23 protein-coding genes and 2 pseudogenes are annotated in these 26369 nt (G+C 39.1%); 6 read left to right on the top strand and 19 right to left on the bottom strand.

Features of this window, described 5'->3' with window-relative positions; genetic code table 11:
* Positions 1–233: 233 nt before the first annotated feature.
* Genes TR08_RS06275 through TR08_RS06245 form a run of 7 tightly spaced genes read right to left on the bottom strand, consistent with a single transcriptional unit; the run spans position 234 to position 8711 of the window.
* Positions 234–1859 carry an ABC transporter substrate-binding protein gene (locus tag TR08_RS06275; RefSeq protein WP_045516651.1) on the bottom strand — a complete coding sequence of 542 codons (1626 nt, stop codon included), beginning with the start codon at positions 1857–1859 and terminating at the stop codon, positions 234–236.
* 32 nt (positions 1860–1891) lie between these two features.
* Positions 1892–2812, bottom strand: a complete 921-nt coding sequence (opp4C, locus tag TR08_RS06270; protein WP_052427362.1) for an oligopeptide ABC transporter permease — start codon at positions 2810–2812, stop codon at positions 1892–1894.
* 27 nt (positions 2813–2839) lie between these two features.
* Positions 2840–3790, bottom strand: a complete 951-nt coding sequence (locus TR08_RS06265) for an ABC transporter permease (RefSeq protein ID WP_193747688.1) — start codon at positions 3788–3790, stop codon at positions 2840–2842.
* A 21-nt stretch (positions 3791–3811) separates the two neighbouring features.
* Complete coding sequence (locus TR08_RS06260; RefSeq protein WP_045516650.1) at positions 3812–4798, bottom strand: ABC transporter ATP-binding protein; 987 nt, start codon at positions 4796–4798, stop codon at positions 3812–3814.
* Between the two features lie 25 nt (positions 4799–4823).
* On the bottom strand, positions 4824–5843 hold the full coding sequence (locus TR08_RS06255) for an ABC transporter ATP-binding protein (protein ID WP_045516649.1): 1020 nt from the start codon (positions 5841–5843) through the stop codon (positions 4824–4826).
* Between the two features lie 23 nt (positions 5844–5866).
* Positions 5867–7264 (bottom strand): amidohydrolase, encoded by a 1398-nt coding sequence (locus TR08_RS06250; RefSeq protein WP_045516647.1) that lies wholly within the window; start codon positions 7262–7264, stop codon positions 5867–5869.
* Between the two features lie 49 nt (positions 7265–7313).
* On the bottom strand, positions 7314–8711 hold the full coding sequence (locus TR08_RS06245) for a M20 family metallopeptidase (protein ID WP_045516646.1): 1398 nt from the start codon (positions 8709–8711) through the stop codon (positions 7314–7316).
* 369 nt (positions 8712–9080) lie between these two features.
* On the opposite strand from TR08_RS06245, the gene TR08_RS06240 reads away from it, so the two are divergent.
* Together TR08_RS06240 and TR08_RS06235 are read left to right on the top strand one after the other, a co-directional pair.
* A complete protein-coding gene (locus TR08_RS06240; RefSeq protein WP_052427360.1) occupies positions 9081–9725 on the top strand; it encodes a response regulator transcription factor in 645 nt (214 codons plus the stop codon).
* A complete protein-coding gene (locus TR08_RS06235) occupies positions 9722–11512 on the top strand; it encodes a cache domain-containing sensor histidine kinase (RefSeq protein ID WP_045516644.1) in 1791 nt (596 codons plus the stop codon). Before TR08_RS06240 ends, TR08_RS06235 begins: the two co-directional genes overlap by 4 nt.
* A 181-nt stretch (positions 11513–11693) precedes the next feature.
* On the opposite strand, the gene TR08_RS33870 is transcribed toward TR08_RS06235, so the two are convergent.
* The 3 genes from TR08_RS33870 to ftsZ all read right to left on the bottom strand — a co-directional run bounded on the left by TR08_RS33870 (position 11694) and on the right by ftsZ (position 14206).
* Positions 11694–11777, bottom strand: coding sequence for a putative holin-like toxin (locus TR08_RS33870; protein WP_370576283.1), 84 nt, complete (start codon positions 11775–11777; stop codon positions 11694–11696).
* Positions 11778–11927: 150 nt separating this feature from the next.
* A complete protein-coding gene (locus tag TR08_RS06230; RefSeq protein WP_045516642.1) occupies positions 11928–12839 on the bottom strand; it encodes a TIGR01777 family oxidoreductase in 912 nt (303 codons plus the stop codon).
* Positions 12840–13015: 176 nt separating this feature from the next.
* Positions 13016–14206: a cell division protein FtsZ gene (gene ftsZ, locus TR08_RS06225; RefSeq protein ID WP_045516640.1), complete on the bottom strand. Its 1191-nt coding sequence runs from the start codon at positions 14204–14206 to the stop codon at positions 13016–13018.
* Between the two features lie 561 nt (positions 14207–14767).
* Between ftsZ and TR08_RS32400 the strand changes: the two genes are divergently transcribed.
* Positions 14768–14932 (top strand): hypothetical protein, encoded by a 165-nt coding sequence (locus TR08_RS32400; RefSeq protein WP_193747687.1) that lies wholly within the window; start codon positions 14768–14770, stop codon positions 14930–14932.
* A gap of 59 nt (positions 14933–14991) precedes the next feature.
* Here the strand turns inward: TR08_RS32400 and TR08_RS30805 are convergent.
* Positions 14992–15197, bottom strand: a pseudogene (locus TR08_RS30805) (ABC transporter); the annotation flags it as partial.
* Positions 15198–15408: 211 nt separating this feature from the next.
* Here TR08_RS30805 and TR08_RS06220 point away from each other — a divergent pair.
* From TR08_RS06220 to TR08_RS06205, 3 genes are all read left to right on the top strand, one after another.
* Positions 15409–15960, top strand: coding sequence for a MerR family transcriptional regulator (locus TR08_RS06220; protein ID WP_045516638.1), 552 nt, complete (start codon positions 15409–15411; stop codon positions 15958–15960).
* 170 nt (positions 15961–16130) lie between these two features.
* On the top strand, positions 16131–16889 hold the full coding sequence (locus tag TR08_RS06215) for a hypothetical protein (protein WP_045516636.1): 759 nt from the start codon (positions 16131–16133) through the stop codon (positions 16887–16889).
* A gap of 486 nt (positions 16890–17375) precedes the next feature.
* Positions 17376–17867, top strand: a complete 492-nt coding sequence (locus TR08_RS06205; RefSeq protein ID WP_045516635.1) for a hypothetical protein — start codon at positions 17376–17378, stop codon at positions 17865–17867.
* Between the two features lie 172 nt (positions 17868–18039).
* Here the strand turns inward: TR08_RS06205 and TR08_RS06200 are convergent, their stop codons facing one another.
* From TR08_RS06200 to TR08_RS06170, 8 genes and pseudogenes are all read right to left on the bottom strand, one after another.
* Positions 18040–19617 (bottom strand): SagB family peptide dehydrogenase, encoded by a 1578-nt coding sequence (locus TR08_RS06200; protein ID WP_045516633.1) that lies wholly within the window; start codon positions 19615–19617, stop codon positions 18040–18042.
* Positions 19618–19640: 23 nt separating this feature from the next.
* A complete protein-coding gene (locus TR08_RS06195; RefSeq protein WP_045516632.1) occupies positions 19641–21587 on the bottom strand; it encodes a TOMM precursor leader peptide-binding protein in 1947 nt (648 codons plus the stop codon).
* Positions 21584–23500, bottom strand: coding sequence for a putative thiazole-containing bacteriocin maturation protein (locus tag TR08_RS06190; RefSeq protein WP_045516630.1), 1917 nt, complete (start codon positions 23498–23500; stop codon positions 21584–21586). Before TR08_RS06190 ends, TR08_RS06195 begins: the two co-directional genes overlap by 4 nt.
* Before the next feature lie 78 nt (positions 23501–23578).
* Positions 23579–23830: a hypothetical protein gene (locus tag TR08_RS33100; protein ID WP_238579096.1), complete on the bottom strand. Its 252-nt coding sequence runs from the start codon at positions 23828–23830 to the stop codon at positions 23579–23581.
* 16 nt (positions 23831–23846) lie between these two features.
* Positions 23847–24041, bottom strand: a pseudogene (locus tag TR08_RS33095) (heterocycloanthracin/sonorensin family bacteriocin); the annotation flags it as partial.
* Between the two features lie 393 nt (positions 24042–24434).
* Entirely contained in the window at positions 24435–24749 is a 315-nt protein-coding gene (locus TR08_RS06180) for a DUF6241 domain-containing protein (protein WP_052427358.1), read from the bottom strand.
* Between the two features lie 76 nt (positions 24750–24825).
* Positions 24826–25776 (bottom strand): patatin-like phospholipase family protein, encoded by a 951-nt coding sequence (locus TR08_RS06175; RefSeq protein WP_045516629.1) that lies wholly within the window; start codon positions 25774–25776, stop codon positions 24826–24828.
* A 75-nt stretch (positions 25777–25851) separates the two neighbouring features.
* Positions 25852–26286: a hypothetical protein gene (locus tag TR08_RS06170; protein WP_045516804.1), complete on the bottom strand. Its 435-nt coding sequence runs from the start codon at positions 26284–26286 to the stop codon at positions 25852–25854.
* Between the last annotated feature and the right edge of the window lie 83 nt (positions 26287–26369).

Below are 26369 nucleotides of genomic sequence, written 5' to 3'. Positions count from 1 at the left end.
GTTATTAATGATAAAATTTGTATATAACCATATTATAAGTTTATAAGGGTGAGAACAATGAATTTAAGCCAAAACATATATATAAGATTACTTACACTTGAAGACGCGAATGATTTCCTTCAGTTAGAGGTAGACAATCAAGAATTCTATCGCAATTATTAATCCTAATGATTGTTTTTGAATAAAAACAGTGAAAAAGGAACTTCCATTACAGAAGTTCCTTCTTCTATTATTTATTTTACATCCCATTCATGAACATTTACTAAGGCTCCGACAGAAGTCGGTTGACCCACTTTAACTCGTTTCGATACTGCCATCATGCGTTTGTCATAATATAAAACAAGTGTTGGCAATTCTTCAGATAGAAGTTCTTGAACTTCATCATAAATCGTTTTACGTTTTTCTGGGTCCACTTCACTTAAACCATTCTTAAGCAGTTGATCCATTTTAGGATTAGAATAGTTAAAGAGATTGTTTGGTCCCTTACTAGAGTAAATCGTAGTATTATCAGGATCGAATGAGAATGGGAACCCTAAGACAAGTATATCGAACTCTCCTGAACGAGCTTTTTCGCTAGCAGTTGGGAGATCATATTTTTCAATTTCTACTTTTATTCCTATCTCTGATAAGTTTTGAACTATAAGATCTGCCATTTGTTCTCTTGTTGTATTGCCTGAAGGAACGACAAATTTAAGTACCTTCGATTGTTCCCAATTTGCTTCCTTAAGTAATTTTTTAGCTTCCTCAGGGTCATATTCGATTGGCTTTATCGACTTATTGAAATAAGGACTAGATGAAGCATAGACTAAATCGTTAATTTCACCTTTTCCTTTTAATAAACTCTCAACAATCATTTCACGATTTATTCCCATAGCAATGGCTTGACGTATACGAACATCTTTTATCGTCTCTAGATTAAAGCCAAGAGTTTGATAATCAAGTGCATCGCCATAAGTAGTATTTACATTGGTAAGGTTCTCAACACGTTCAAAATCTTGACTTGAAATGCTACCTATACCTGGATAGTTCATATCCACTTCTCCACTTTGAAGCTGGGCCACAATATTAGCAGCAGGCATAATTTTAAAGAATAACTTATCAAGTTTAGGAGCACCAAGGAAGTAAGACTCATTCGCAACTAATTCAATATATTGATTCGCTGCATACTTTCCAAACTTAAATGGACCATTCGTAACTTTAGGTTCTTGAACATCAGGATGTTTAGCAAATTCTGAAGGAGCGTTGTCACCATATATATGCTTTGGAAGAGTTAAAAATTGTGCACCGAGCTGCTGTTTAAATAGATTTTCATCCACTCGTGTTTTTGTTTTGAATTGAACGGTGAATTCATCAATGAGCTTAACTCCTGTTATATCAGCATTCGGATCTTCAAGTTTTCCACTATCATTAAATCCTTCAAGCATTGAAACGCCTTGTATCAAAGAGCCCGAATCCAGAGAACCAATTAGTTTAGCAGTGAAGAAAACATCTTCAGCGGTTACAGGTTTTCCATCCGACCATACCGCATTTTCTTGTAATTTTACTGTATAAATTTGGTTGTCCTCAGATTCAATAGATTTTGCAAGTTTTGGAACAAATTCAAAGGAGCTATTCATTTCCACTAAAGGTGAATAAAGAATGGATGTAACGTACCATCCTGTAAGATCAACTCGTTTTATTGGGTTAAAAGCCCCTGGAGGGTTGGTTATTCCTATCGTAATACTTTTCTCATCACTTGTCTTGAGATTGCTCGTAGCTACTGTGGCACCTGTTGTATCATTATTTGAGTTTGAACAACCTGCTATTATGAACAGTGTAAGTATGTTTAATAGAAAAAAAGCTTTTAAGTAACTTCTCATGATATTTTACCCCCTTATTTTCTTCTTTTTATTTACTTTATACTTTTTGGATCAAGCGCGTCTCTTAATCCATCTCCTATAAAGTTTACGGCTAAGACAGTTAGGACGATCATTACTCCAGCCGGAACCCATAACCACGGTTGTGACGTTAGCACGGTCATTGATTGTGCTTCAGTTAACATATTTCCCCAACTGGCCGTTGGCGGCTGAACACCAAGTCCTAGAAAACTTAGTGCTGCCTCTACCATTATTGCGTTAGCAATACCAAATGTGGCATGGACTAGAATTGGAGCTAATACATTGGGCAAAATGTGTTTAAACAAGATACGAGGTGTTGAAAAACCAAGTGCAATACTCGCTTTCACATAATCTAGCTGTTTTATAGAAAGCACACTCCCTCTAACAATACGAGCCATACCTGTCCAATTCAGCAAACCCAGAATTAAGATCAAGTTGGTCAGGCTTGAACCGACAATACTGACAACGACAAGGATTAGCATTAAATGTGGGAAGGACATGAACACATCTACTATTCTCATAATAACGGTATCTACTTTTCCTCCTGCGTACCCCGAGATTAACCCTAATATCGTTCCTATCACACTACTAATAGCAACTGCACCAACCCCGACTTGAAGAGATACACGTGCAGCATAGATTAAGCGGCTGAGCGCATCCCTGCTTACAAGATCGGTACCAAGAAAATGTTGAGCACTAGGACCAGCCCCAAAGGCACCTGTGACAGCATATGGATCATAAGGAGCGAGAAATGGTGCAAACAATGCAACCAAAGAGATTAGTACTAGTCCAACTGCACTGACTACTGCTAATCGGTGTTTCAAAAAGCGTCGTAATACCATTTTAACGTAACTTTCATCCTTGTGTTCATTGGCTTCAGAAATTAGTATTTTTGCGTTAATTTCTGAATTCGGTTGTAAATTTGAAACATTCATCATCCACACCTCCCCTGGTAATAAATTTTACTGAAATTTAATTCGCGGATCGACGATGGTATAAGCAATGTCCGTAATTAGATTAGAAAATAGAACGATGAAGGCAGCAATTAAATTAAGCCCCATTAGGGTGGTATAATCGCGAGACATAATCGAACTAATGGTTAATTGACCAATACCCGGCCATGAGAAAATTTGTTCCGTTACAACAGCACCAGCGAACAGTAACGGAATTTCCAATCCAATTACAGTAATAATAGGTATTAATGCATTTCGAAGCGCATGCTTATTGACTACAATGGTTTCTTTCAACCCCTTAGCACGTGCAGTTCGTAAATAGTCTTGCCCTAAAGTCTCAATCATGCTTGATCTAACATAGCGGATCTTCTTTCCTGCTATTGCCGTTGCAAGAACAATTACTGGTAATACGAAATGCAGCGCCGTATCCCAAAAACTACTCTCTGCTCCTATCGTGTGCATTCCGCCTGAAGGCAAGACACCTAGTTGTAGAGAAAACACATATATTAATCCAAGTCCAAGAAAAAAGTTTGGTATCGATACTCCCATAAATGCCCCTCCAGTGGCCAAGTAGTCGATTACTGAATTTTGTTTAATGGCACTTAATATACCTAACGGAATAGCAATTAATAATCCGAAAATTAATGCACTGAGCATTAATAATATAGTCGGGCCAAGTCTCTCTGAAATGATATCTATAACAGGTTGAAAGGTTACTAGTGAATATCCAAGATTTCCCTGGAATAGATTCAATAACCAGGTCCAATATTGAATATAAAAAGGGTCATTCAGGCCAAGCGCTTCTTTTTGAGCTTCTAGAGCCTCTGGGGGAAGATTTGGATCTATCATAATATCAACTGGACTTCCTGGGGCCAAATTAATTATAAGAAAATTTAAGATTGTTACTCCAAAGAGAATTGGAATAGCAATTATTATTCTACGAATGATGTAGGTTAACACGAGTATTCCCCCTCTAAAAATCTATAATTCTACTGCAAAGCATGCAGCTTTATGAACCCCACCCTCTAATTTTGGTTTTCCTTCTCGACAAGTTTGTGTTGCAATTGGGCACCGTGTATGAAATCGGCAGCCCTGAGGGGGGTTGGCAGGACTAGGAACATCGCCTTGAATAAAAACCCTTTCTTTAGCCCGTAAATGTGGGTTAGGTATTGGATAGGCATTTAGTAGCGCTTTTGTATAAGGGTGCTTAGGATTCTTAATAACATCCCTGGTTTCTCCAATTTCCACAATTTCACCTAAGTACATAACAGCAATCCTGTCACTAATATACTTCACCGCTCCAAGGCCATGTGCAATAAATAGGTATGTTAAATCCAGCTGCTTTTGTAAATCATTAAGCAAATTTAATATTTGGGCTTGAATCGATACGTCTAAAGCAGAAACGGGTTCGTCACAAATAATTAATTTAGGATTCAAAGAAAGTGCTCGAGCAATCCCAATCCGCTGCCGCTGACCTCCTGAAAATTCATGTGCATACCGATTTTTGGATTGTCGTGGTAAACCTACCATAACCATTAACTCATCAACCCGCTTGTTTACTTGTGCTGGGTCAACGATATGGTGTACAAGTAGTGGTTCTGCCAAGATATCTTTGACTCTCTTTCTAGGATTAAGCGAAGAATAGGGATCTTGAAAAATAATTTGGAAATTTTTGCGCATAGATACTAAGTTCTTATTCGTTGTGCTAGTAAGATCTTGACCATCAAATAGTATCTGGCCTTCAGTTGCCTGCTCCAACCTAATTAGCGTACGACCAATTGTAGATTTTCCACAACCGGATTCTCCCACAAGACCTAAGGTTTCACCAGGGTAGATGGAGAAGCTAACTCCATCTACAGCTTTTACATGACCAACAGTTTTAGAAAAGATACCTTTTTTTATTGGATAATAGGTCTTTAAATCTTTTACTTCAATAAGGGGATTCTTCTGCAACGTTACTTGAGCCAAGCTCACTCCTCCTTCCGTGTTTTTGCTAAATGAAGACTTGGTGAAATTCAGAAACATCCCCTGCATTGTCTTTAGTGAGTAACCAGCATCTAGCTGAATGCCCTCGAGAAAGTGAAAGTAATTCAGGAGATTCTGTTAGACATTTTTCTGTTACGTAAGCGCACCTTGTACTAAAACGGCAGCCCTTTGGCATGTTTTGTAGAGATGGGACTGACCCAGGGATGGACTCAAGCCGTTCCACTTCATCTCCGTCCATGTGAGGAATCGAACGAAGTAGTCCTTGAGTGTATGGGTGCTTAGGGTTATCAAATAGTGTATAAACATCTGCATCTTCGATTATTTGACCTGCATACATAACTATGACACGGTCTGCCATTTCAGCGATGACTCCCAAATCATGCGTGATTAACATGATGGAGGCATCAGATTCTTGAATTAATTTTTTCATTAAGTCTAGTATTTGTGCTTGTATGGTAACATCAAGAGCAGTTGTTGGCTCATCAGCAATGAGTAAACTCGGTTGACAAACAAGTGCCATTGCGATCATTACACGTTGTCTCATTCCTCCAGATAAAGCATGTGGATAATCATCAATGATCGTCTCTGCACGTGGAATACCAACCTTTTTAAGCATGTCAATGGCAAGTTTCCTTGCTTCTTTTTTACTTAGTTTTAAATGTAACCTAATTGTTTCAATCATTTGATTTCCAAGTGTAAAGACAGGGTTCAATGATGTCATTGGTTCTTGAAATATCATCGAAATTTCATTCCCGCGAATCTTTTGCATTTCATATTCTGAAAGAGATGTTAAAGCCTTTCCTTTAAAAGAAATTTCCCCTTCGGTAATACGGCCTTTTTGGCCAAGTAACCTCATAATGGAAAGAGATGTGACGCTTTTCCCACAGCCCGATTCACCAACTATACCAAGTATTTCACCTTTTTCAATGTGAAAGCTTACGTTTTCAAGGGCATTAACCGCTCCATCATCTCCCTTGAAAGTAACCTTAATATTATAAACATCCAAGAGGTGATTACTCCCTGTCATGTTCTAACCTCCATTCAAAGCGTTTAAATTAAAGAATATTCTGTTGTCACTGATGGGATGCCGACACCATCCGGAATAGGACAGATATACGGTTTCCCCTGTAATTCCTTAGCATGAGCTGCTTTTGCTTCTGCAATAATTTTCGGCTGTCTAAATAGCTCAATAACAGATAGACCCATAACCTTTCCTGCATGGAGCATCCCCTTATGAGCAATTGAAGTAGTCCCTTGACTAACAATTTGCCAAGTATGAAAAGGCGTATCAAGTGCAAAACAAGCAGTAACACATTGAGCTGTTGGTACGGACCAACTAACATCACCAACATCACTTGAACCATGAATTATTCCCGAATCATACTCATATGGCAGGAGAGTATCAGCTAATGCCTTCTCGCTTATTTTTTCCTCTTTTGAAAATGTGCTGCGAATCAATTCAGCGAAACTCTCTTCCTCTTGATCAAATTGGGGTACACCTAATTGTTGGAAGCTAGCATACATTAATAGTTCCAATGGTTTATTTGGAACCAAATCGGATGTTCCTGAGTCGATTGAATGTGTAAACGTAGTGCCTGTCATGAGCGCTGCACCAGTTGCAATATTCGTTACTCGTTCTACCATATCTTGAACGACTGACATATTCGGTCCTCGAAGTACATACTGAACTTCTGCTTCTTGTTGAACGACGTTTGGAGAACAACCTCCAGCATTCGTAATCGCATAATGTAATCGTGTATCCTGAATTAAATGTTCCCGTAAATAGTTGGAGGCTATATTCATCAACTCAACAGCGTCTAAAGCGCTTCTGCCAAGATGTGGACTAGCTCCGGCATGAGAGCTCCTCCCCTTAAATTTATAAGTGACGCGGTTATTCGCAATTATTCGTTGCGAGATTACTCTATTCCCTGTAGATGGATGCCAAGTTATTGCGATATCAACATCATCAAATAAACCTGCCTTCATCATATAAACTTTGCCAGCACCACCTTCTTCTGCTGGACAACCATAGTAGCGAATCGTTCCTTCAAATTGCTCCTCATCCAATAATTCTTGGACTGCCATTACGGCTGCTACTCCTGCTGTCCCCAGCAGATTATGACCACAGCCATGTCCATTTCCACCCTGTTTAATTGGACGTTTTTCAGCAATTCCTTTTTCTTGACTTAAATAAAACAATGCATCGTATTCACCAAGAATGGCAATCACAGGAGAACCTGTCCCATAGGATGCAGTAAAAGCCGTCGGAATGTTACCTGCTGCGGTGTTCACTGCAAAGCCAGCTTCCTCAAGTGTTCGTGCAAGTAGCTCACTCGAGCGGAATTCCGTATAATTTGTTTCTGCAAACTCCCAAATCTGATCACTTAATTTGATAAAAGACTCTCTCCGCGCTTCAATTTTTGAAGCAATCTTTTCAGCCATATTCATTAACAAGTCCCTCCTAATTATTTAAATCTTCAAAAAATTCAACTTTTTATTAAACTATTGAAACAACTTCTTTTGGAAGTGCCGAGGTATCAGGAATTGGACTTATATATGGAGTTTTAGCAAGCTTCTTTTGGTGTTCTTCTTTGGCCTCTATAACTGTTTCAGGATGTAATAATAGCTCTACTGCAGTCAAACCCATAACTTTAGCAGCGTGAAGCATCCCTTTATGTGCGATGGATGTCGTACCTTGACTAACTACTTGCCATGTATGAAACGGTGTATCTAGCGCAAAACATGCAGTCCTACATTGGACAGTTGGAACAATCCAACTCACATCACCAACATCACTGGATCCATGGACAATCCCGACATCAAATGAGTAGGGCAATATGGTATCTGCTAAACTTTTTTCTCCCTTAGAAACCATTTCTTCCTGTGTAAAAGTTTTTCTAATTTCTGCAGCAAAGTCCTGCTCTTTCGAATTAAATATTGGAACTCCAAGCTGAATAAAACTTTCATTCATTACTTTTTCAAGTGTCTGATTTAATGTGATATCTGATGAACCTGCATCAAAGGAATGAATCACCTCGCACCCTGTCATGAGTGCAGCTCCTTTTGCAATATTTTGCACCCGCTCAAGCATGTCATTGACAACTGTGAGATTTGGTCCCCGCAATTTATAAAGAACTTGTGCTTCAGATTGAACGACGTTTGCTGAATTTCCGCCCGTATTTGTAATTGCATAATGTAGTCTTGTGTCTTGAATAAGATGTTCTCGCAAATAATTTGCCCCAACATTCATAAGCTGCATAGCATCAAGAGCACTTCTCCCAAGATGAGGAGTAACCCCAGCATGTGAACTCTTTCCTTTAAATGTGAAGTAATGCTGAGATGTTGCAAGCATTCGAAAGGACATCACTCCATTTTGGGTAGATGGATGCCAAGTAATCGCTGCATCTACATCAGCAAACAAACCTGCTTTTACCATATAGCCCTTCCCACCACCGCCTTCTTCTGCGGGGCAGCCATAGTAACGAACAGTACCAGACAGCGTTTCTTCCTCCAGAATCTCCTTTATGGTAATCGCTGCAGCAAGTGATGCAGTTCCTAATAAGTTATGCCCACAGCCATGACCATTTCCTTCAGGAACAACAGGACTCCATTCTGTCTTACTTTTTTCTTGACTTAAATGAAACAACGCATCATACTCACCTAAAATTGCGACGACTGGAAAACCAGAACCAAATGTTGCCGTAAAAGCTGTTGGTATCCCTCCTACACTTCTTTCCACTTTAAAACCCTCTTCTTCCAATTTACTAGCTAAAATTTCAGAAGATTTGTGTTCAGTGTATTTCGTTTCGGCATAATTCCAAATTTCATCACTAATATGAATATAACTTTGTCTTTTCCCTTCAACCTTTTCACTAATAGACTGTGCAAAATCCATTTGTCTACCTCCATTCAATTTTGAAAAATCTGTTGTTAGGCTAATCTTACATTGATTATCTTTGCATTGAATAGGTGCTTTATTTTTACATTAGGTATCCTTTTCTTAGTTTCTTATCCCTTTATAAAGAAAAGGTTTCTTTATTCTAGAAAAATTGTGTATAATATTCAAAAAACAATGCAAGAAAATCTCACTATTTTTAGTATCTTGTTTATTAAATGGTTCATTATTAGTTTTATAGATGAGGAGGGAAAATAAATTGTTTCGATTACTGATTGCTGATGATGAATACGAAATTAGAAACGGTCCTTCAATTTTTTTCCCTGGGATCACGTTGGATTTGAAATAAAGGGGATTGCCAAAAACGGAGTGGAGGCACTTCAGCTACTATCCGAACAACCCTTTGATGTTGTACTCAGCGATATTCGTATGCCAGAAATGTCCGGGCTCGAACTTGCCGCAGAACTGCATCGTATGCGTTCAGAAACCATTGTTGTCCTTCTTAGTGGTTATAAGGAGTTTGATTATGCACAAAGGGCGATCGAATATGGGGTTCGACGCTTTTTGCTGAAACCAACAAAGCATATAGAACTAACTGAAACATTTTCACAAATACGTGATGAGCTTCTTCAGGTAAAGCAAAAAGTGAATGTGGAGAGTCTTTTACCACAGGCAGCTCTTTTCGATTTAGCAAACGTAGGTAACCAGAATATTCAAATGATTATCAAGTATATTGATCAAAACTTTAAGGTAGCTTCCCTTGAATCACTTGCAGACCAGATGGACATGAACCCATCTTACTTGAGTACTTTTTTTAAAGAAAAAACCGGAGTAAATTTTTCCGATTATTTAACCCATATTCGTATGAAAAACGCCGTTCTTCTTTTGCAAAACTCCCACTATAAAACCTACGAAATTAGTGAACTTGTAGGCTACAGTACACCTAAAAACTTCACTCGAAAGTTTAGCAGCTATTTTGGAAAATCACCTCGTGAATTTAGGAATTTATTATGACAAACACCTTGGACAAGTTGTTTCGACGCTTTTTCTTGAAAAATTTACTAAGTATACTGGCTCCTATGATGGTTCCGATCCTTATACTTGGTATATCTTCTTACTTCATCATTCAGCATTATATCGTTGCTGACTTACAAAAGAAAAACACAGCACTTCTAGAACAATCCAAAGAGAACATTGAGTTATTATTTCAAGAGCAAGATACCCTAAACTTAACCATTGTTGCGAGTGCATTCCAATTTACAGAACTCCAGAAGATTTTAAACACTGAATTTCCAAACAGAGTCCAGCTCAGAGATTTAGCAAACTTAAAGAATTTTATTGATTCTCCTGCCATTGGTAAACCCTTTATCGATTCCATCTATGTATACCTTGATAATAATTTTGATCGTTTTTTGTCATCTACCGATGGAGGAATGGTTACCATTTCGACATACCCAGATACAGTTTGGCTAAACGAGTTGAATAGCAATGAAAATAGTGAAAAAGTTGTATGGACAAAAAGACGGACAATCTTAAAAGAGGGATTAAACGATCAAATTTATCAAGAGAAAGTGATTTCGCTCTTCCGCAGAGTACCCCTCGATAACAATCAAGAAAGTTTTGTGGTTTTAAATATCAAAGAGTCATACTTAACTAAGAGCCTAAGTCAACTCGAAACGTTCAAAGATCAGCAGATACTTCTATTAAATGAAGCCAATGAAGTTGTAGCCAGCAATTATTCGAATACGAAAGAAGCAGAAACGCTTGTGGCTCAACTAAATTTGACCTATAGTGATACAAACACGGTTTCAACAGAAAACGGAAACATTGTCGTTACGAACCAATATGCAGATAATTATAACTGGAGCTTTATCTCTCTCGTACCAGAGGATTCTTTATACAAATTGACGAATCAGTTAAAGAATTTAACGCTTGCTATGCTTCTTCTGTCTTTCTTATTCAGTGTTTGGTATGCCTATTATCACACAAAGAAAGCAGCCAATCACTTACGCGCAATTACTGATTTGCTCTCTGCCACCCGCAGACAAGATCAGATAACTACCCGAAACGAGAACACAGAGAATGACATATATCACTACATAACAGAACGTTTAGTAGGAACATTTATTAAACAAGATTATCTACAAATGAAGGTTTCGAGAAATGAATATCAAGCACAAGCAGCTGAATTTAAAGCATTGCAATCTCAGTTGAATCCACATTTTTTGTACAACACGCTTGAAACGATCAACTGGCGGGCAACCACCTTAACACGCGGACATAGTTCATTGAATGAAATGGTTGAAAATCTATCTGATATATTACGCTACTCATTGGATGAACCTGGAAACCTTGTTCCCTTAAACAAAGAGAAACTGTACACAGATAACTACATTAATATCCAGCAAATTCGCTACCGTGACATATTCGAAGTAACTTGGAGTATTGAGCCATTAGCTTACCAATATTTGATACTGAAACTCCTCTTTCAGCCTCTTATTGAGAACAGCATTTATCACGGCTTAAGCCGAACCGAGACTGGAGGAAAGATAAAAATTAAAATAACCGTACATACTAAAACACTTCGCATTGCCGTAATTGATAACGGTAAAGGGATGAATAAACAACAGTTACGCGAATTGCAAGTACGGTTAAAATCAGATAACATCTCTGATCGACATATTGGCTTATCCAATACCTTTAAACGAATTCAATTAGTCTATGGAAAAGAAGGAAAAATGCAAATTAAGAGTAAAAAAGGATTTGGAACGATAAATGTGATTGAAATACCAATACAGTAGTTTTCTCGTTTATGTTTCTTTTTTCCTATTTTTCGTTATAATATAGATAAGCATGAACATAAAATAAAAAGACCGAACATGCTGCAACATGTCGGTCCTGCAATAGACGGTCCCCTCAAAAGCGACGACTGTTTAATAAAGGATTAAATAATCCACCTGAGCATGCAATCTCGAGGGTGGATTATTTTTTTTGATTGAACGTCAGAATGGCTACCACTAAACTAGCAAAACCAAGCATAATCATAAACGTTTCAAAAACCGTCAAACAGCATCACCCCCTCTCGTGGAGAGAAGCCGACCACCCCTGGGACAACCTTATCTATTGCCATTTTAGTATATCATAAACAACACAATATAAGAACATACATTCGATTTTCGTGTTAAAAAATATAAAACTTTCTAACTTGATTATGTTTTAATCACTAGTTTGAGTAAGTAAATCCTCTAAAGCCAAACGGAGTGTGGGGAACATAAATTCAAAACCTTCCTCTTGTAACACTTGAGGTATAACATGCTGCCCTTCAAGAACGAGTGCACTTTTTTGCCCAAGAATCATTTTCATAGCGAAAGAAGGTACAGGCAACCAGTGGGGACGATGTAAAACGGATCCGATAGTCTTGCCGAAATCGTTCATTCGAAGTGGAGAAGGTGATGTAACATTGACTGGTCCACGTAATTGATCATTTTTTATCGCAAATACGATGGCTCGGACGACATCCATTACATGCACCCATGATACCCATTGTTCACCTGAACCCACTTTCCCGCCGACAAATAAACGAAATGGCAGCGCCATCAGCGGTAGTGCACCTCCTTCTTTACCGAGCACGACACCAAATCTCATGTAGACTGCGCGAATGGAATGGTTTTCTACTTGCTTTGCTTTGGATTCCCAGTCGCTTACCGTCTTCCCTAAAAAATCAGTTGCCGTTTCCAATGAATTTTCAGTATAGACAGCACTTAGAGAGGCAGGATAAATGCCAATTGCACTAGCATTGACCAGGACAGAAGGCTTTTCAGGAAGTAAGGAAATGATTCTAAGTAATTCGTCCGTTGCGGTCAAACGACTTTCATAGATTTGTTTCTGATGACTTTTACTCCATCTACCATCGTTAATTGAAACACCTGCTAAGTTAATAAACGCATCCGCTTTTCTGATTTCTTTTTCTGGTGTGGCTCCTTCTTCGAGCCACCTTATAAACGAGACCTTTCCGGAAGATCTCGTTTCCTTCCTTGTTAAAATCACAACCGTATGCCCTTCAGTAAGAAGCAGTTCCGTTACCCTCTGACCAATAAAACCAGTACCCCCAGCAATAACAATCTTCATTTTTCCCCTCCAAATGAACTTTCTTCTCTCGTGTTCCTATTAGAAAATTATACCATTCCAATCTAATTAATTTATAAAAAACTCAAAAAACCGCAAAGATAAAATCTTAACGGTTTTCTATATGTTTGATTTTTCTAACAATAAGCTGTCCTGCAATTTCTACCTTGATTCAATCATTAAAATGATCGAAATCGTTTTTTTCGATTGCGCAAGAATGCTGGTATATCCTGAGATTCCTCTGAATCTTCAGTGTGTCGACCATAACTTTGAACGTCTTCATCATGGTAAATTGGGTCAGGTTCTTGATATTGTACACGCGGTTCTCTTTGATATGAATCCGATTGTTGCCTATCATATGGATTCGGTATTTCTTCTATTGTAGGCTGGGAAGGCTTATGTAATACTTTTTCCTCTTGCTCCGTGAATCCAGTGGCAATAACCGTTACAATAATTTCATCTGTTAAGTGTTCGTTAATGACTGAACCAAAAATCATATTTAATTCCTCGTTAGAAGCAGAAGCAACGATTTCTGCTGCCTCCTGTACTTCAAATAGACTTAAATTGTTTCCACCCGTTATGTTCATAATTACACCATGAGCCCCATTGATGGAGGTTTCTAGTAATGGACTGTTTAAGGCTTTCTCCGCAGCTTCAGCAGCCCGATTGCTACCGCTTGCAATACCGATTCCCATTAGGGCAGTTCCTTTATGAGACATGACCGTTTTCACGTCGGCAAAATCAAGGTTGATTAAACCAGGGACAGCAATTAAATCGGAAATACCTTGAACACCCTGGCGGAGTACATTATCCGCTTCTCGGAAAGCTTCAATCATAGGGGTTTTTTTATCCACGATCTCCAATAAGCGATCATTTGGAATAATAATTAGAGTATCTACTGCTTCCCTCATTGCATTAATTCCACTTTCAGCGTTTACTGCACGCTTGTGGCCTTCGAATTTGAAAGGACGCGTTACAACCCCAATGGTCAGGGCACCAAGCTTTCGGGCAATTTTCGCAATAGCTGGAGCGGCCCCTGTTCCAGTACCGCCGCCCATTCCAGCTGTGACGAACACCATGTCTGCACCTGTTAAGACTTCTTCAATCTGGTGTTTGCTTTCCTCCACAGCTCTTCTTCCTATTTCCGGATTTGCTCCTGCCCCTAATCCTCTGGTCAATGAGGCACCGATTTGCATTTTAATCGCTGCTTGAGATTGCTTAATAGCTTGTGAATCTGTATTAACGGCAATAAATTCTACACCCCCAACGCCATCCTCGATCATACGGTTCACAGCGTTGTTTCCCCCGCCGCCTACACCGATAACCTTAATATTGGCTAGTTGGTCCATACTTGTGTCAAATTCTAACATGCTCTTTCCTCCCCGTTATCCAAAATCCTAAATTTTTCATGAATCACTATTATTCGGTACTTAATCTATTTTTTTAGGTTTAGTAGATTAGGAAGCAAGTTAACCCTTACCTCCAAATAAAATAATAGAAAAAAATGATATAGTTTTTAGTCTACGGAACATTAAATTTATTGTCTAGTTAAGTGTTACCTATTATTTAACGTTGAAAAATGGGAAAAAGCACACCCTTTATTAATGAGAAAAGCAGTAGATTATCTTCATGTTTGGGGTCGTAAGGTCCCGATTACCGTAATGTTATTTCTAATATTAAGGGAAGTTAACAGTCTATTTACAAATTTGTAAATAACCTTTGGTTCGACAAATTTTGAAAAATTGCTTGTTATAATAGCTTTAGATTAGAAGGATGAAGAAAGGAGGAAACATGGCTGAAATATTGCTTTATCTTGGTACATATCTCACTGTTACTCTTGCTGTTGGTTGGCTAATTACAATCGGCTTTGATCTATTTGTAAAATAAAATGGAAATCCTTACAAACTACCTTACCCTGGGAGGGAGATAATGTGTGGATTTTGACACTTTATTCAGCAGACAGCATTAAAATGTTCGAATATGAAACTAAGGATGAGGCTTGGCAGGAGTATGATAAAGCAGCTGGCTGTAAAATCCTTTCTGAGATCATCTACTATACAGATATTGAAAAAATTTATCCTTCATCAGCTGTATAAAAAAAACTCATTTGCAAAAATGTTTTGCAAATGAGTTTTCTTACTCTCTAAGTTCTAATTTAATTATTTTGCTCCAGGGCTTGATATACAGCCATCATATCTCGTTTATTCAACTCACGAATGCGATTGAATATTGGAATATCTGCAACAGCCTCAGTAATCAGGCTTTCTGCAACAACATCACTTACGTTGCCTGTTAACCATGTTTGCACGTCAATGCCATCAACGACTTCCTTTCGTCCTTCATCATTGATGCCACATAATTCAAGCTTATACTGCTCAACTTCTTGATTATAACTCCTGCCTTACACATTGGACATTCCACATTTTTGGTCGTTCCGCGTCCTTTACAATCTGGACACCACCCTAATACATTATTAAAGGAACATACAGCGTTTACAACCTCTATCATAACTTTTATATAAAAGAAGATTCTCTGAGCAAAAAGAATGAATGATATCGTGGAGGTGTTAGTTATGACGGAAATGTATTCACCTAGTCACGTACAAGAATTGCTTGGCATTGATAGCAATACATTACGAAAGTATGCCACTCTCTTAGAAGGACAAGGGTATCCCATTCATCGCAATACTCGAGGACATCGGGGTTATTTTGATAAGGATATTAACACGCTCCGAAAATTCATTGAATTTAGCGGTCAAGAGGGAATGACGTTGGAACTTTCAGCACAAGCCGTAATGAGTTGGATTTCTGAAGAAAATGAAACAGTCGCCGTTACCGAAGAAGAACCATTACAAACTATACCTGACCAGGGAATAACTCAGAATTGTAATCATGATGAGCTGTTGGAACGTATAGAGCATTTGGAGCAAATAAATATGGATTTAATCAAACATCTGAAGGAGAAGGCCGTACGGGAAGCTTATCTAGAAGAGAAGATGAATCAAATTTTAAAGTATGTAGAACGAACGGAACAACTGCTGGCGGAACGAGGTAAATTAATGGAGGAAGTAACCAGAAAGCAGATTGCAGCCGCCCATCAAAAGAAATGGTGGAGATGGTGGTAATTATCAACACAGAAAACGTTTTAATAGACATATAATAAAACAAATCTAGGTACCTATTAAATTTTTGATAAGTTGGGGATTAATCCCTAGGAAAGACTAATAGCCAGTTGAAATAAGTAACATACGATATTAATCTGGTTCACGAATGAATTTAGAACAGGAGGATACATGTGTACAGACCTTACAAAGAATATTTTTATCGAACCAACACTTATTCAAGGAATGATGTTTTTTTGTTAGATATGAAGCAAGGAGATGTAAACGGAGATGGTATTTTAGATAAAGTGCTTTTATTCGGCAATAAACCCGAAGGAGTATCAGGAATCTTTGCTGATAATATCACACTTGTTATTCAAGATGGTTTTTCTAATCAAAGTACAACGGTTAATCTTCAGAACAACGCCGGATACAATGCGAGACTGTTCCTTGGAGATTTTACCAAAGATCAAATTCCTGATATATTAGTCAGTATTGACTCAGGTGGCAGTGGCGGGTATGGCATCTTCTATATTTATTCATCAATGAACAACATGCTCCGTGAAATTTTTGATGTTGAAAAATATAATCAAGAATATAAATTCACGGTGGATTATCAAGATTTTTATAAAGTTCGTATAGCGAGTCCTCAACTTAACGTATTGTTTACCATAGACTTAAGTAACAAAGGACCTGATTATTTATCACAATATTACAATGAAAATGGAAAACTAAAATATCCAATTAAAGGTGAGGTTCTTAGCTTATCTGCCCTATGGCCAATCGTTAAAAATGAAACAGGCATTAACTACGATTTGCTAGCGATACAGCGTATCATTGGTACATCGAATGCGGATACATTAGGATATGTTGAAAACTTCCTTACTTGGAATGGTACTCAATTTATCTCCACAGGATTGTTTGTATCAATACTAGGGTCAAAGTTAATCTAACCTTCTTAGGTGTTTATTTAAAAACGTTTGGAAAAATTTTTTGAATATAGGCTAATTCATCCTTGGGTAAATGGCTAATTTTTAAACCTTATGATTCGTTTCAACATATTATGTTGTGGACCTAGATGAAAAGGAGTGAAATTACATGGTTTTTTTCCCACCCCATGGCTCAATGCGACAACAACCACAATCCCCTCCCCCAACATTCGTTCCACCAAAGCCTTCAGTATCTTATATAATCGACTGTTTATTTGAAAACACTTATGTGTGGTTAATAAATGGGGAAAGCTTCTGGTTTTACCCAACTCGTGTTGAGTATGGTGAAGTTTCTGGATATAGATGGAACGGTGTCTTCTGGATGTTTTATGGTATAGATCCAAGATTTATTGATGCTGTTGCCTGTTCTCCAACCCCTACCCTTTACTAATTGAAAAAGCCCTTTTGGAAAAAAACAAAATAAAGATAAACCTTAATGGAGGTATGAGTATGATAAATTTTAATTCCTTTCAAGGGACGGTCACCATGATTAGTGATTTTATTACTGGGCAAAATGGTGAAGGAGAAGGCTGTTATAAATTAATGTCTGTAGACAACGGGGTTGGAGCTTCAGTAAATTTCGTTGTGTCACCTTCAACTTACTTTGTAGACCATGTAATGGTGGCAATTGGAGATAGGGTAACTGGTTATTATGATGGAAATGCACCTGTTCCACTTATTTACCCACCACAATATCGAGCACTTGTTATGGTAAAAGAAAGTCCATATCAAAATGTAAAAGTAGATTATTTTAACCGTCAGTTGGAGAGTAGTGATGGTCAATTACGATTAAATATAGCTCCAAATACTCAAATAGTATTAGCTAATGGCCAACCCTTTTCAAGAAACCCTGCAAACCGAAATCTAATTGTTATCTATGGACATGCCACAATGAGTATCCCCGCACAAACCACACCCCATAGAATAATAGTTTGGTGTTAGAGGTCAATATAAAAAATGCATATTTGGCATAATAATTGGTATATATAAATACTAAAAACTCGTCCGTTTCTGCGGTTGAAAAATGGGAATGAAGTAAATAAACTTCATTCCCATTTTTCCCATGTTCATTCATCCACGTTGTTTTTTCCACGACTTTTAATTAGTAAAGCAATTAACTACACAAACCTCCCACTAACCAAGGGCGATGTCGATATGGACCAATCGGAATTTGAATTAAGCAGGTTTTTCCTTGTGGCTCCATTCTGTAAATTTCATCACACAGATTGGAATCATATCCGAGGAGAGGGTGCCCCCCCATTCCCCTTGCTACTGCCGATAAGAGTAATCGTTGCACGAGCATACCTGCCTCCATTTGTTGGATTCGATATCCTCTGTATCCGAGTGTAGTTTTATAGTAATCCTTAACTCCTGTGACATGTATGCAGAGTGGTACTTGGTGCAAATTTACATTATATAATGACATACCAGATTGCAGTAGGAGTCGATGATCTCCGAGATGGACCGGACGTAATGCATGAGCAGTGCTGTCATATTGATACGCACCATTAGGAATTCCTTCAACATTATACAAACAGACATTCAGGGAGACACGCGGCTCGTGCTTCTGATGCGTAGCTTCCAAGTCATTTCGATACGAAAAAGAATCCGTCGCCTCGTGTAGCAGATTTGCCAGTTCGAGTTGACTTACCATTCCCAAAATGAAATCCATATCTGGAGAAAATCGCTTTCGACAAACAGAGGCAAGATCATACGACAACCTCTCCGCATGAGGGAGGGCTACCGATTGACCATCACTATTCTCATACTCCTTCACCTCGATTAACGGAAACAATGTTGTAGAATCCAACATGGACACTTCATTTAACTTGGTTAACATCGGATACTCTTTAACCCTTTGTGACCGGACGTAGTGATTCGGCTCAATCGATGTCAATTCTCGGCACAACTCGGCTGCAGATACCATTCTGTCCTTTTCACTCCCGTTGGCTGACCAAATGGTTGGTTCCACCGATAGCGGGATGACTGCATATACGCTCTCCTCTCGTTCAGATAATCCAAGCAAATGATTCATGGCTCGATCAAGAAATTGAAAGTATACCCCTGATTCGAAGTTAAATCTTTTCGATACTTCCAATAATTGTCCAATCAACACACCTGCATCCAACCCCTGCAGTCGGTAGGCAAAGTTATTGTATTTGAAAAAATTTTTCCAAAACATGGTCGATACAAAAATCGTCCCAAAACAGGTTGAAATGTCACACCGATTACCAAGAGCCCTGGCAATATAGGAATCGAAATTTCCTTCTCGCAGCAATACCAAGCGATGGTGAGCCACATCATAATGATACACCCCAACTGGCAAATCCTCGATTTTCAAATATACGTATAATTCGTTTGGATAAAGCGCTCCACCTGAGGGAGCAAATCTTCTGTATGATTGCATTAGTTCTGTTGTTTTCTCTGTAGAATCCAAACTAAAGACCATTTGGCTAAATTGGGTAAGGCCGTATACATACCATAGAAAATCACCCATTTTCCGCAGATCAGGCATTAAGGGTTGTTTCTGTCCTTCAAGTGTCAGTGGAACTTCTAGAGATAATGGGACTACCGGCAATCCACGGTATAGTTTATAGGGAAGTGGTCCATCTTCCCAATCCACTTCCCAATTCGGGATGCTTGCCTTTTCAATATCAAAATGTAAATTGTGCAGAAACTCATCTAGAATCATACTCTATCCTCCTAGTGATGCGCTTATGGAAACGGATGAGGATGTGGATTAAGCTGTTCGGCTGTCAGCGGTTTATTTGAATATCCTAGTTCCATTGGTACCCTAAACACCCTCTCCAGCCCTGTTACCCGAGTAAGGTGATGTCCGAATGTCATCGGCAGCATCCCCGGTATTAGCACCTTTACACAATAAAGTCCGTTTCGGATCGTTTCAGGTGTAGTCTGGTCAATCACAATCACATCGAGGTTTAATCGGCGAAACACTTGAAGAATATCCTGAAGATCCTCGGTAAGATCTAAATGTATTGACTTCCACTGGAATTCCTCGTGAAACGGTCGCAATGGCCGACATTCGTCCAATAAAAACTGCAGGCGCTCTTCTGCTTGCGGCAAACCGTACAGCATGCCATGATCATCCATTTGTTGCACTAATGAAGAATCATGCAGCATTTGTACATACTCATCCTGGTCTTTCTCTAATTTCTCATCCAATGACAGCATCATACCAGCTAACTCGTGAACCGCAGTTTTCACTGCCCGTACTGGATCCAAATGAGATCCGGCCGCACAAATTAGATTCATTCCTTTTTCCTTTCTGTTTTTTGCTATGGCCAAAATACTTGGAATTCCGTGCTCCATCGTAGAGTTATACAAATATAGATCATATTCCGCGACCGCACGCATTCGTTCAATCATTAACAGCAGCTCTTGGTCTTCAATCGAGGTTGGGTCAAGACGCGGGAGGGACATCTGCGCGTACCAAGTCATCAGAAACGAATCACGCTCCACCACTTCCAAAATACCGTAGAAAATGGCCTCTTCTAGACTTCCGCCCAACGCGCATCCGTTGGAAGTTTCATAGACATAACCTCGTGACCCGCAGCCCAAACTGTAATACGCAAGCAGCTCTGGAACCAGAATCGGACGCTCCTGCAAAAACGAATATCCCCATACCCAATCAATCGGGCGATCTGGATCAAATTGGTTAAATGGAAAACCTGGCCTCTCATACTGTTCTTTAGCGTGTACACCAACCTCGATCGGATTAAGTGCTTGATTTCTCAAATTGTTAAAACTGTCATGGACCACTGTCCGTTTACCACGGGGCTCTAGTCCACAGTACCGCTCCAACCCTTCCAAAATGGCCGTTAACTCACTTACAGCGAATGAGTTAGTCCGGCCTGCTGTTCCCTCGTCACCCTCGAACAAAGGCAAATTGACACTTACATCAGCAAATGGATGCACGAGGTTAACCATTTTATCATTCAAAAGGCCTGTTCGATGATCAAGATAATCTTTAACGAGAACGTTATTCAGGTCATCTAACGAACGGCTGCGATAACTGTCGTTGGTAACCTTTTGACTTTGCTGCAGTGAAATTCGAGCCATGGTTGGTGAATCGTCAGGTAATTGACTACATACCTGACACAAGGGAACTGGAAGAAACCTATGCCAGGAACTCTTCAATGATTTCAGACTGATATAACATATCTTTCCTTCAGAGTAAGCCTGATCTCCCTGCATAATTCTCTGGACCTCTGCCCCGATCAAGTGGGCCATCTGTAATATTCCCGAGCGCGATGCCCAAGCTTCCTGCTGCATTCCTCCGGATAACTCCAACCTCTTTTGTATTTCCCACATCTCTTTGCGGTCACGTCCTGTTATAATACGTCGCATTTCAGCGCATTGAGAGCATCCTGGCACACCGGGGCGAACTAGCGGTCCTACAATACCCTCTCCAAAAGAAACAGAGCCTCTCAGCCAAGGAGTGTTGGTTCGACGAAATACCTCTTCAGCTTTAAGTTGAATCGAGGGATTCCAGGCATCCTGTAATACCAATGCCAAATCAATCGTTACAGGTACTACTGCCTCGAAAGCAGTTTGGCGAACTACTAAGTATTGAGATGACAGTTCTTCATACATGAGGTCTGCCAACAAACCTTCTCCCACAACCAACACGACAGCACTCATGTTAATCTCCCCTCTTGAACCAAAACTCCAAATACCCCTGCCATTTCCTCTTTCAAAAAAGGATCAAGTCCTAGTTCAAACACCAAGAGCTGCTTTCCGTTCCGTTCCAAGATTTCCATAGCATTCAGCAAGTCCTCGGTTTGTATTCTATCTTCACACGCAGGAATTTCAATGCTTAGCGGCACTTTTTCATCCAGAATCATGGACGAAACCTCCAATGATCGTGCTATATCAAATTCTTCTTTATTTTGCAGAGTGATAATTGCCTGTTGCAACGCATTTCGTAATGCCATTGTTGTATTCAAATCGACACTGCCATACCATCCGTCCCTTGTACCAACCCACACAACTGGGAATCCTGACACATCCTCACCTATAGCTATAGTCGGTGCTCCTCCCATGATCGTCAGGGACTGCAAATAAAACCGGCAGCGTTCATCTTCTACCGTACCCAACTCTACTCGAGAGACAATATAGTTCTGGTCAAGAGATTGTTTAATCAACTCCTCGTATAAACACTTTTGTAATCCTCGGAAGACACCTTCCTCGAATGTTTCACCAAATCCAATCTTAACTTGTTGAGGCAGGTCAAGGCTTTCGACAATTCGTGATCCATACGATTCTATTCCTGAAAGCCCTGCGTCCCTTCTAGCCTCCTCATGGGTCAGACCTGAACAAACATTCTCTTGCAACAGCTCGGCTGGTCCTTCCGCTAATGGATCTACTGCCTGTATGCGGCACTGAGCTAACGGAAGCTGTTGTAATTCGCCCTCCTCCCAAGTATGGAAAATCCCTGATACCTTTGATGTCAACTGATTGAAGAAAAGAAGAAATTGACCCGGATCTCCACTCTCTGTTCTCTGTGCTAGACGCAAATCTATATCTTCTACGAATCTAGCTGATACTTGTCCTGTCACCATTGGATGTGGAAGGAACCAATGCCAGTTTCCTTCTAACGTTTCCAAATCAAGCAGATAGAACTGATTCTTTGGTTCTTTTTCGGACACACCCGTAACATTTTTAAACAATTCAAATACGCTGACATTCGCAAGCATAGCTCCGGCTGTAGCAGAGAAAGCTGTAACTGGCTGATCTTTGAAGAGAGCTGCTTGATGAAGACGGCGCCACGCTGACTCCCAGCAAACCTCGGAGTCTGGATGTACGAACGGACCTGATATCCCCACCTGCTCTAAGCAGATCGCAGGGAGAAACACCTTTTTCTCTTCCCTGCAAACCCTATGTAGAAGTTGGAGTTCCTCTTCATTTCCCTTTTCTGATACATACAAAATATAATCAAACGGTTTTAAAATCTCCTTCCAGGAGCTTTCCCCCTGCCCCGTTGTGATCTCCTCAACCTCCGCATCAACGTCTGTTTTACGAGCATGTGCCACGATGTCCATCAACCGCCGTCTATTGGTCTGAACCGTGTCGGTAATCAGTATTTGGAACCTGGGCAATCCGGAATCAAGTAACGAAGAAACTAACGAAATAAAAATAGGACCAGAGCCTACTGCTAACACTTTCGCCTGACGATATGTTTCAAAACGATATGCTCCTGAATCAACAAAATTATCTACAAACTCAATTTGAGAGGCATGTTTTTTAATTACTTGCTCCGTCAAATGATGTGGATGATCTTGGCTCACATCCCGAACAAAGCCATTTCGATAGAGTGTTTCCGCAATTTCATACACTCGATCTCGGTATGGTTCCGGTAAGCCATTCGTCACATACTCCAAAGTGTGTTCTCCATTAAACATCGGGATCAGCTTTTCAACCCACTTATCAATCATACTTCCTTCCATACTAAACGTGCTTACATTGTTCCGAAAATACACACCTCTGTTTGGATCAGGGAGATAAAACGTATCCCTTTTCACTTTTAATCGCATAGAAGGGTTTAAACTTGTCATTTCGTTCCTCCTTAGCCTTAACGGTTCTAAATTATCAGTATCACTATCATCCTATGTATAACTATTTGTCACTTATGACTAATCTTTTAGAAAAGTACCCCAACAAGATCTCTTGTCGGGGCTGCCTCTTTTCCTTAGGTAATCACATTTCTTACAAGAACCATTAACCGCCGCAACGATGACCGCCTCCACAATTATGACACCGTGAACACCTAAAACAGTTATGGCAACGGAAACAATTAAAGCAGTTGAAGCAGTTAAAACAACTAAAACAACTAGAACATCTAAAACAACTAGAGCATCGCCCAATACCGCCAATACCACCAACACCGCCAATACCACCAGGACCACCAATACCACCAAAACCACCAAAACCACCAGGACCGCCAATACCACCAAAACCACCAGGACCGCCAATACCACCCATACCACCAAATCGAGTAGGATCAGTATAGTACATGCTTGGGTCAAAAGGAACTGCTTCGGTCGCTTGGAAATCCCCAAGACTTAATCCCTGGAGTTGACTATGGAAATCATACATTTTTATTACCTCCTTATATATTTAAAAAGGGCTGCAGCTACTTGAAATGGGCAAAAAACAAACTTATAAATAGGTAAATACACTGCATTACCTTCCCAACAAAATATGTGCAATAGGTGGGTATTGCTACTGATACAAAAGCCTATTTTAATAACTTCAAAAAACCTTCTAGGATGAGAAAAGAATCTTCTCAACAAAAATAGGCTGCAAATGACACATATGCGAACTATGAAAATGATTAAGTTTAACTTTGTAAAATATGGCACCACCGCTTAGTTTATGGATTTTCGTGGATAAACAAAAAAGCCCTACCATAACAAGTATGAAAATAACTTGTATAGTAGGGATTTATTAATAAAATAGTTTCCAGTAACAAGGAAACCCATCGACACCTTAAAACAGGTTAAAGTGTTTTTTTATATACTCAGCTTCCTCTTCTTTAGTAAGCAATCTGGTTGCTTCCCCAATTGTTTCTCCTTGAAGATCCCAAATACTGTTATGGTCTGTAACAGCATTGCTAAAATTACTCGCTTGCCATCTTTCTAGGATGCGTATGTATAGATCACTGTGGTCTAAGATGTTTTGATTTCGTTCAACCACATCAAGTAATCTATCAATTCTTTCTTGGGTTGGTTCTAGATGACTCCACTTCTCAGTTGCAAGTACCTTAGCGTGACTCATGTGATGGATAGCGTTTTGAGATTTCAAGGGAGACGTAACCTAGTATCAAATGAAAAGGTAGATATTCTGTTAATGAAATTTGAAATTTTAAACACAGAAAACGTCATTCCTTATAGAATGGCGTTTTTTTCTTGTATTCCTTCTTTGCTCTTTGCATTCTTTTGACCTTATATTGTTCAAAGTCCCACTTGGATAAAAATTCTTTTGTGGAAGTATAGCCTGACTTATATAGAAAATCGATTTCATCCTCATTTAGGTTAAAATCAGTTGAGTTGATGTCCCCAGTCGGAATTTGAATGGTGCGTTCTTTTGTTTCTTCGTTCAAATGTCGTAAATCATGTGCTTGAAGCATGGTTTTAAAGATATTTTTGAAAAGATGGAGAGGTGTTGGTATAACAGCATTAATGTTAACTTTATCTTTCACAAAACGGAAGCCAAATGTTGGGAACCGAGGGTTGTCGGTATCAAATATCCAAATTGGAAAGTTACTAAGTAAGCCCCCATCTAAAATATAGGAATTGTAAAGGTCTTTTGATTTCCAAATAACCGGACGGTAGAAAAATGGAATAGAGGCACTCATCATCACAGCGGTTGATACTTTTAGATCCGCAAGAGTTAACCTATAGCGAACCAAATCATCTGGCAATATAAGCATTTGGCCATTCGTAACATCAGAAGCGATTATCTTTAACTTTCCGTCTGGAAGATCTGCAAATGTCTGAATGCCTTTTTTGGAAAGAAGTGAATCCACCCATGTTTCCAAATACTCATTTTTATAGATTCCAAGATTAAACATTAGTTCAAGTAAGCTGCCGATAATGGGAATTCGGTTCATAATAGTCCTACCTCGAAGCTTTGAAAAATCAAGTTCACTCAGATGTTTTCTAATTTCATAGCTTTTATAGCCACTAGCCAAAAGTGCAGCAATTACGGCTCCTGCTGATGTTCCAGCTAATCTTTGCCATTCTACCTTTTCCTCTTCCATTGCCTCAATCGCTCCAACAAAAGCAATACCCCTAGTTCCGCCACCTTCAAAAACTGCATCAGCCTTCAACTATTTATCACCTCACGATAAGAGTCATTAAACTGCTATAGTCATTCAAATAGTTTTCTCGAAGCAGTCCAATAATTAAATATTTGTTAATTGCCCATTAATTAGCTCTTTATCTAATTCACGTACCTGGTCATAGGATTGTAAGAGTTGCTCAGGGACCAATGTTCTCCCATATACCCAAGCATTGTTTTCAATCTTAGCTTTAAGCTTTTCTATTTCGTCGTCTTCACCATACATGAGTGTCCTTAAATCATGTTTGTTTTTCTTAAAATCCAAGTAATAACCAATCACATGATAAAGAATAATTTTTACAAGGTTTTCGTCTGTCTGGTTAATCCTAATTTTATTAATATAACCGTTAACTTGAAGGTAATTAAATTTTATCGTATTTATCGATACGTTATAACTCATTGGTACAGTGAGTTTATTATTAATCTCATAGTTAATATCTAAATTGTGCTTTTCTAATGTATCTTCAATGATCTTCTCTATATTCCAGATTTTAAGCATATTACGTTCACTTCCCTTTAATTGAGATGACTTTTTATTATTTTTATACATCATTTATCTGAAATTTCCCTATACACCTCAAT

The sequence above is a fragment of the Neobacillus niacini genome, assembly GCF_000759675.1.
In the GTDB taxonomy this organism is placed as follows: domain Bacteria; phylum Bacillota; class Bacilli; order Bacillales; family Cytobacillaceae; genus Neobacillus; species Neobacillus niacini_A.
Note: the sequence above shows the minus strand (reverse complement) of the source record. Positions and strands in the feature narration are given on the sequence as shown.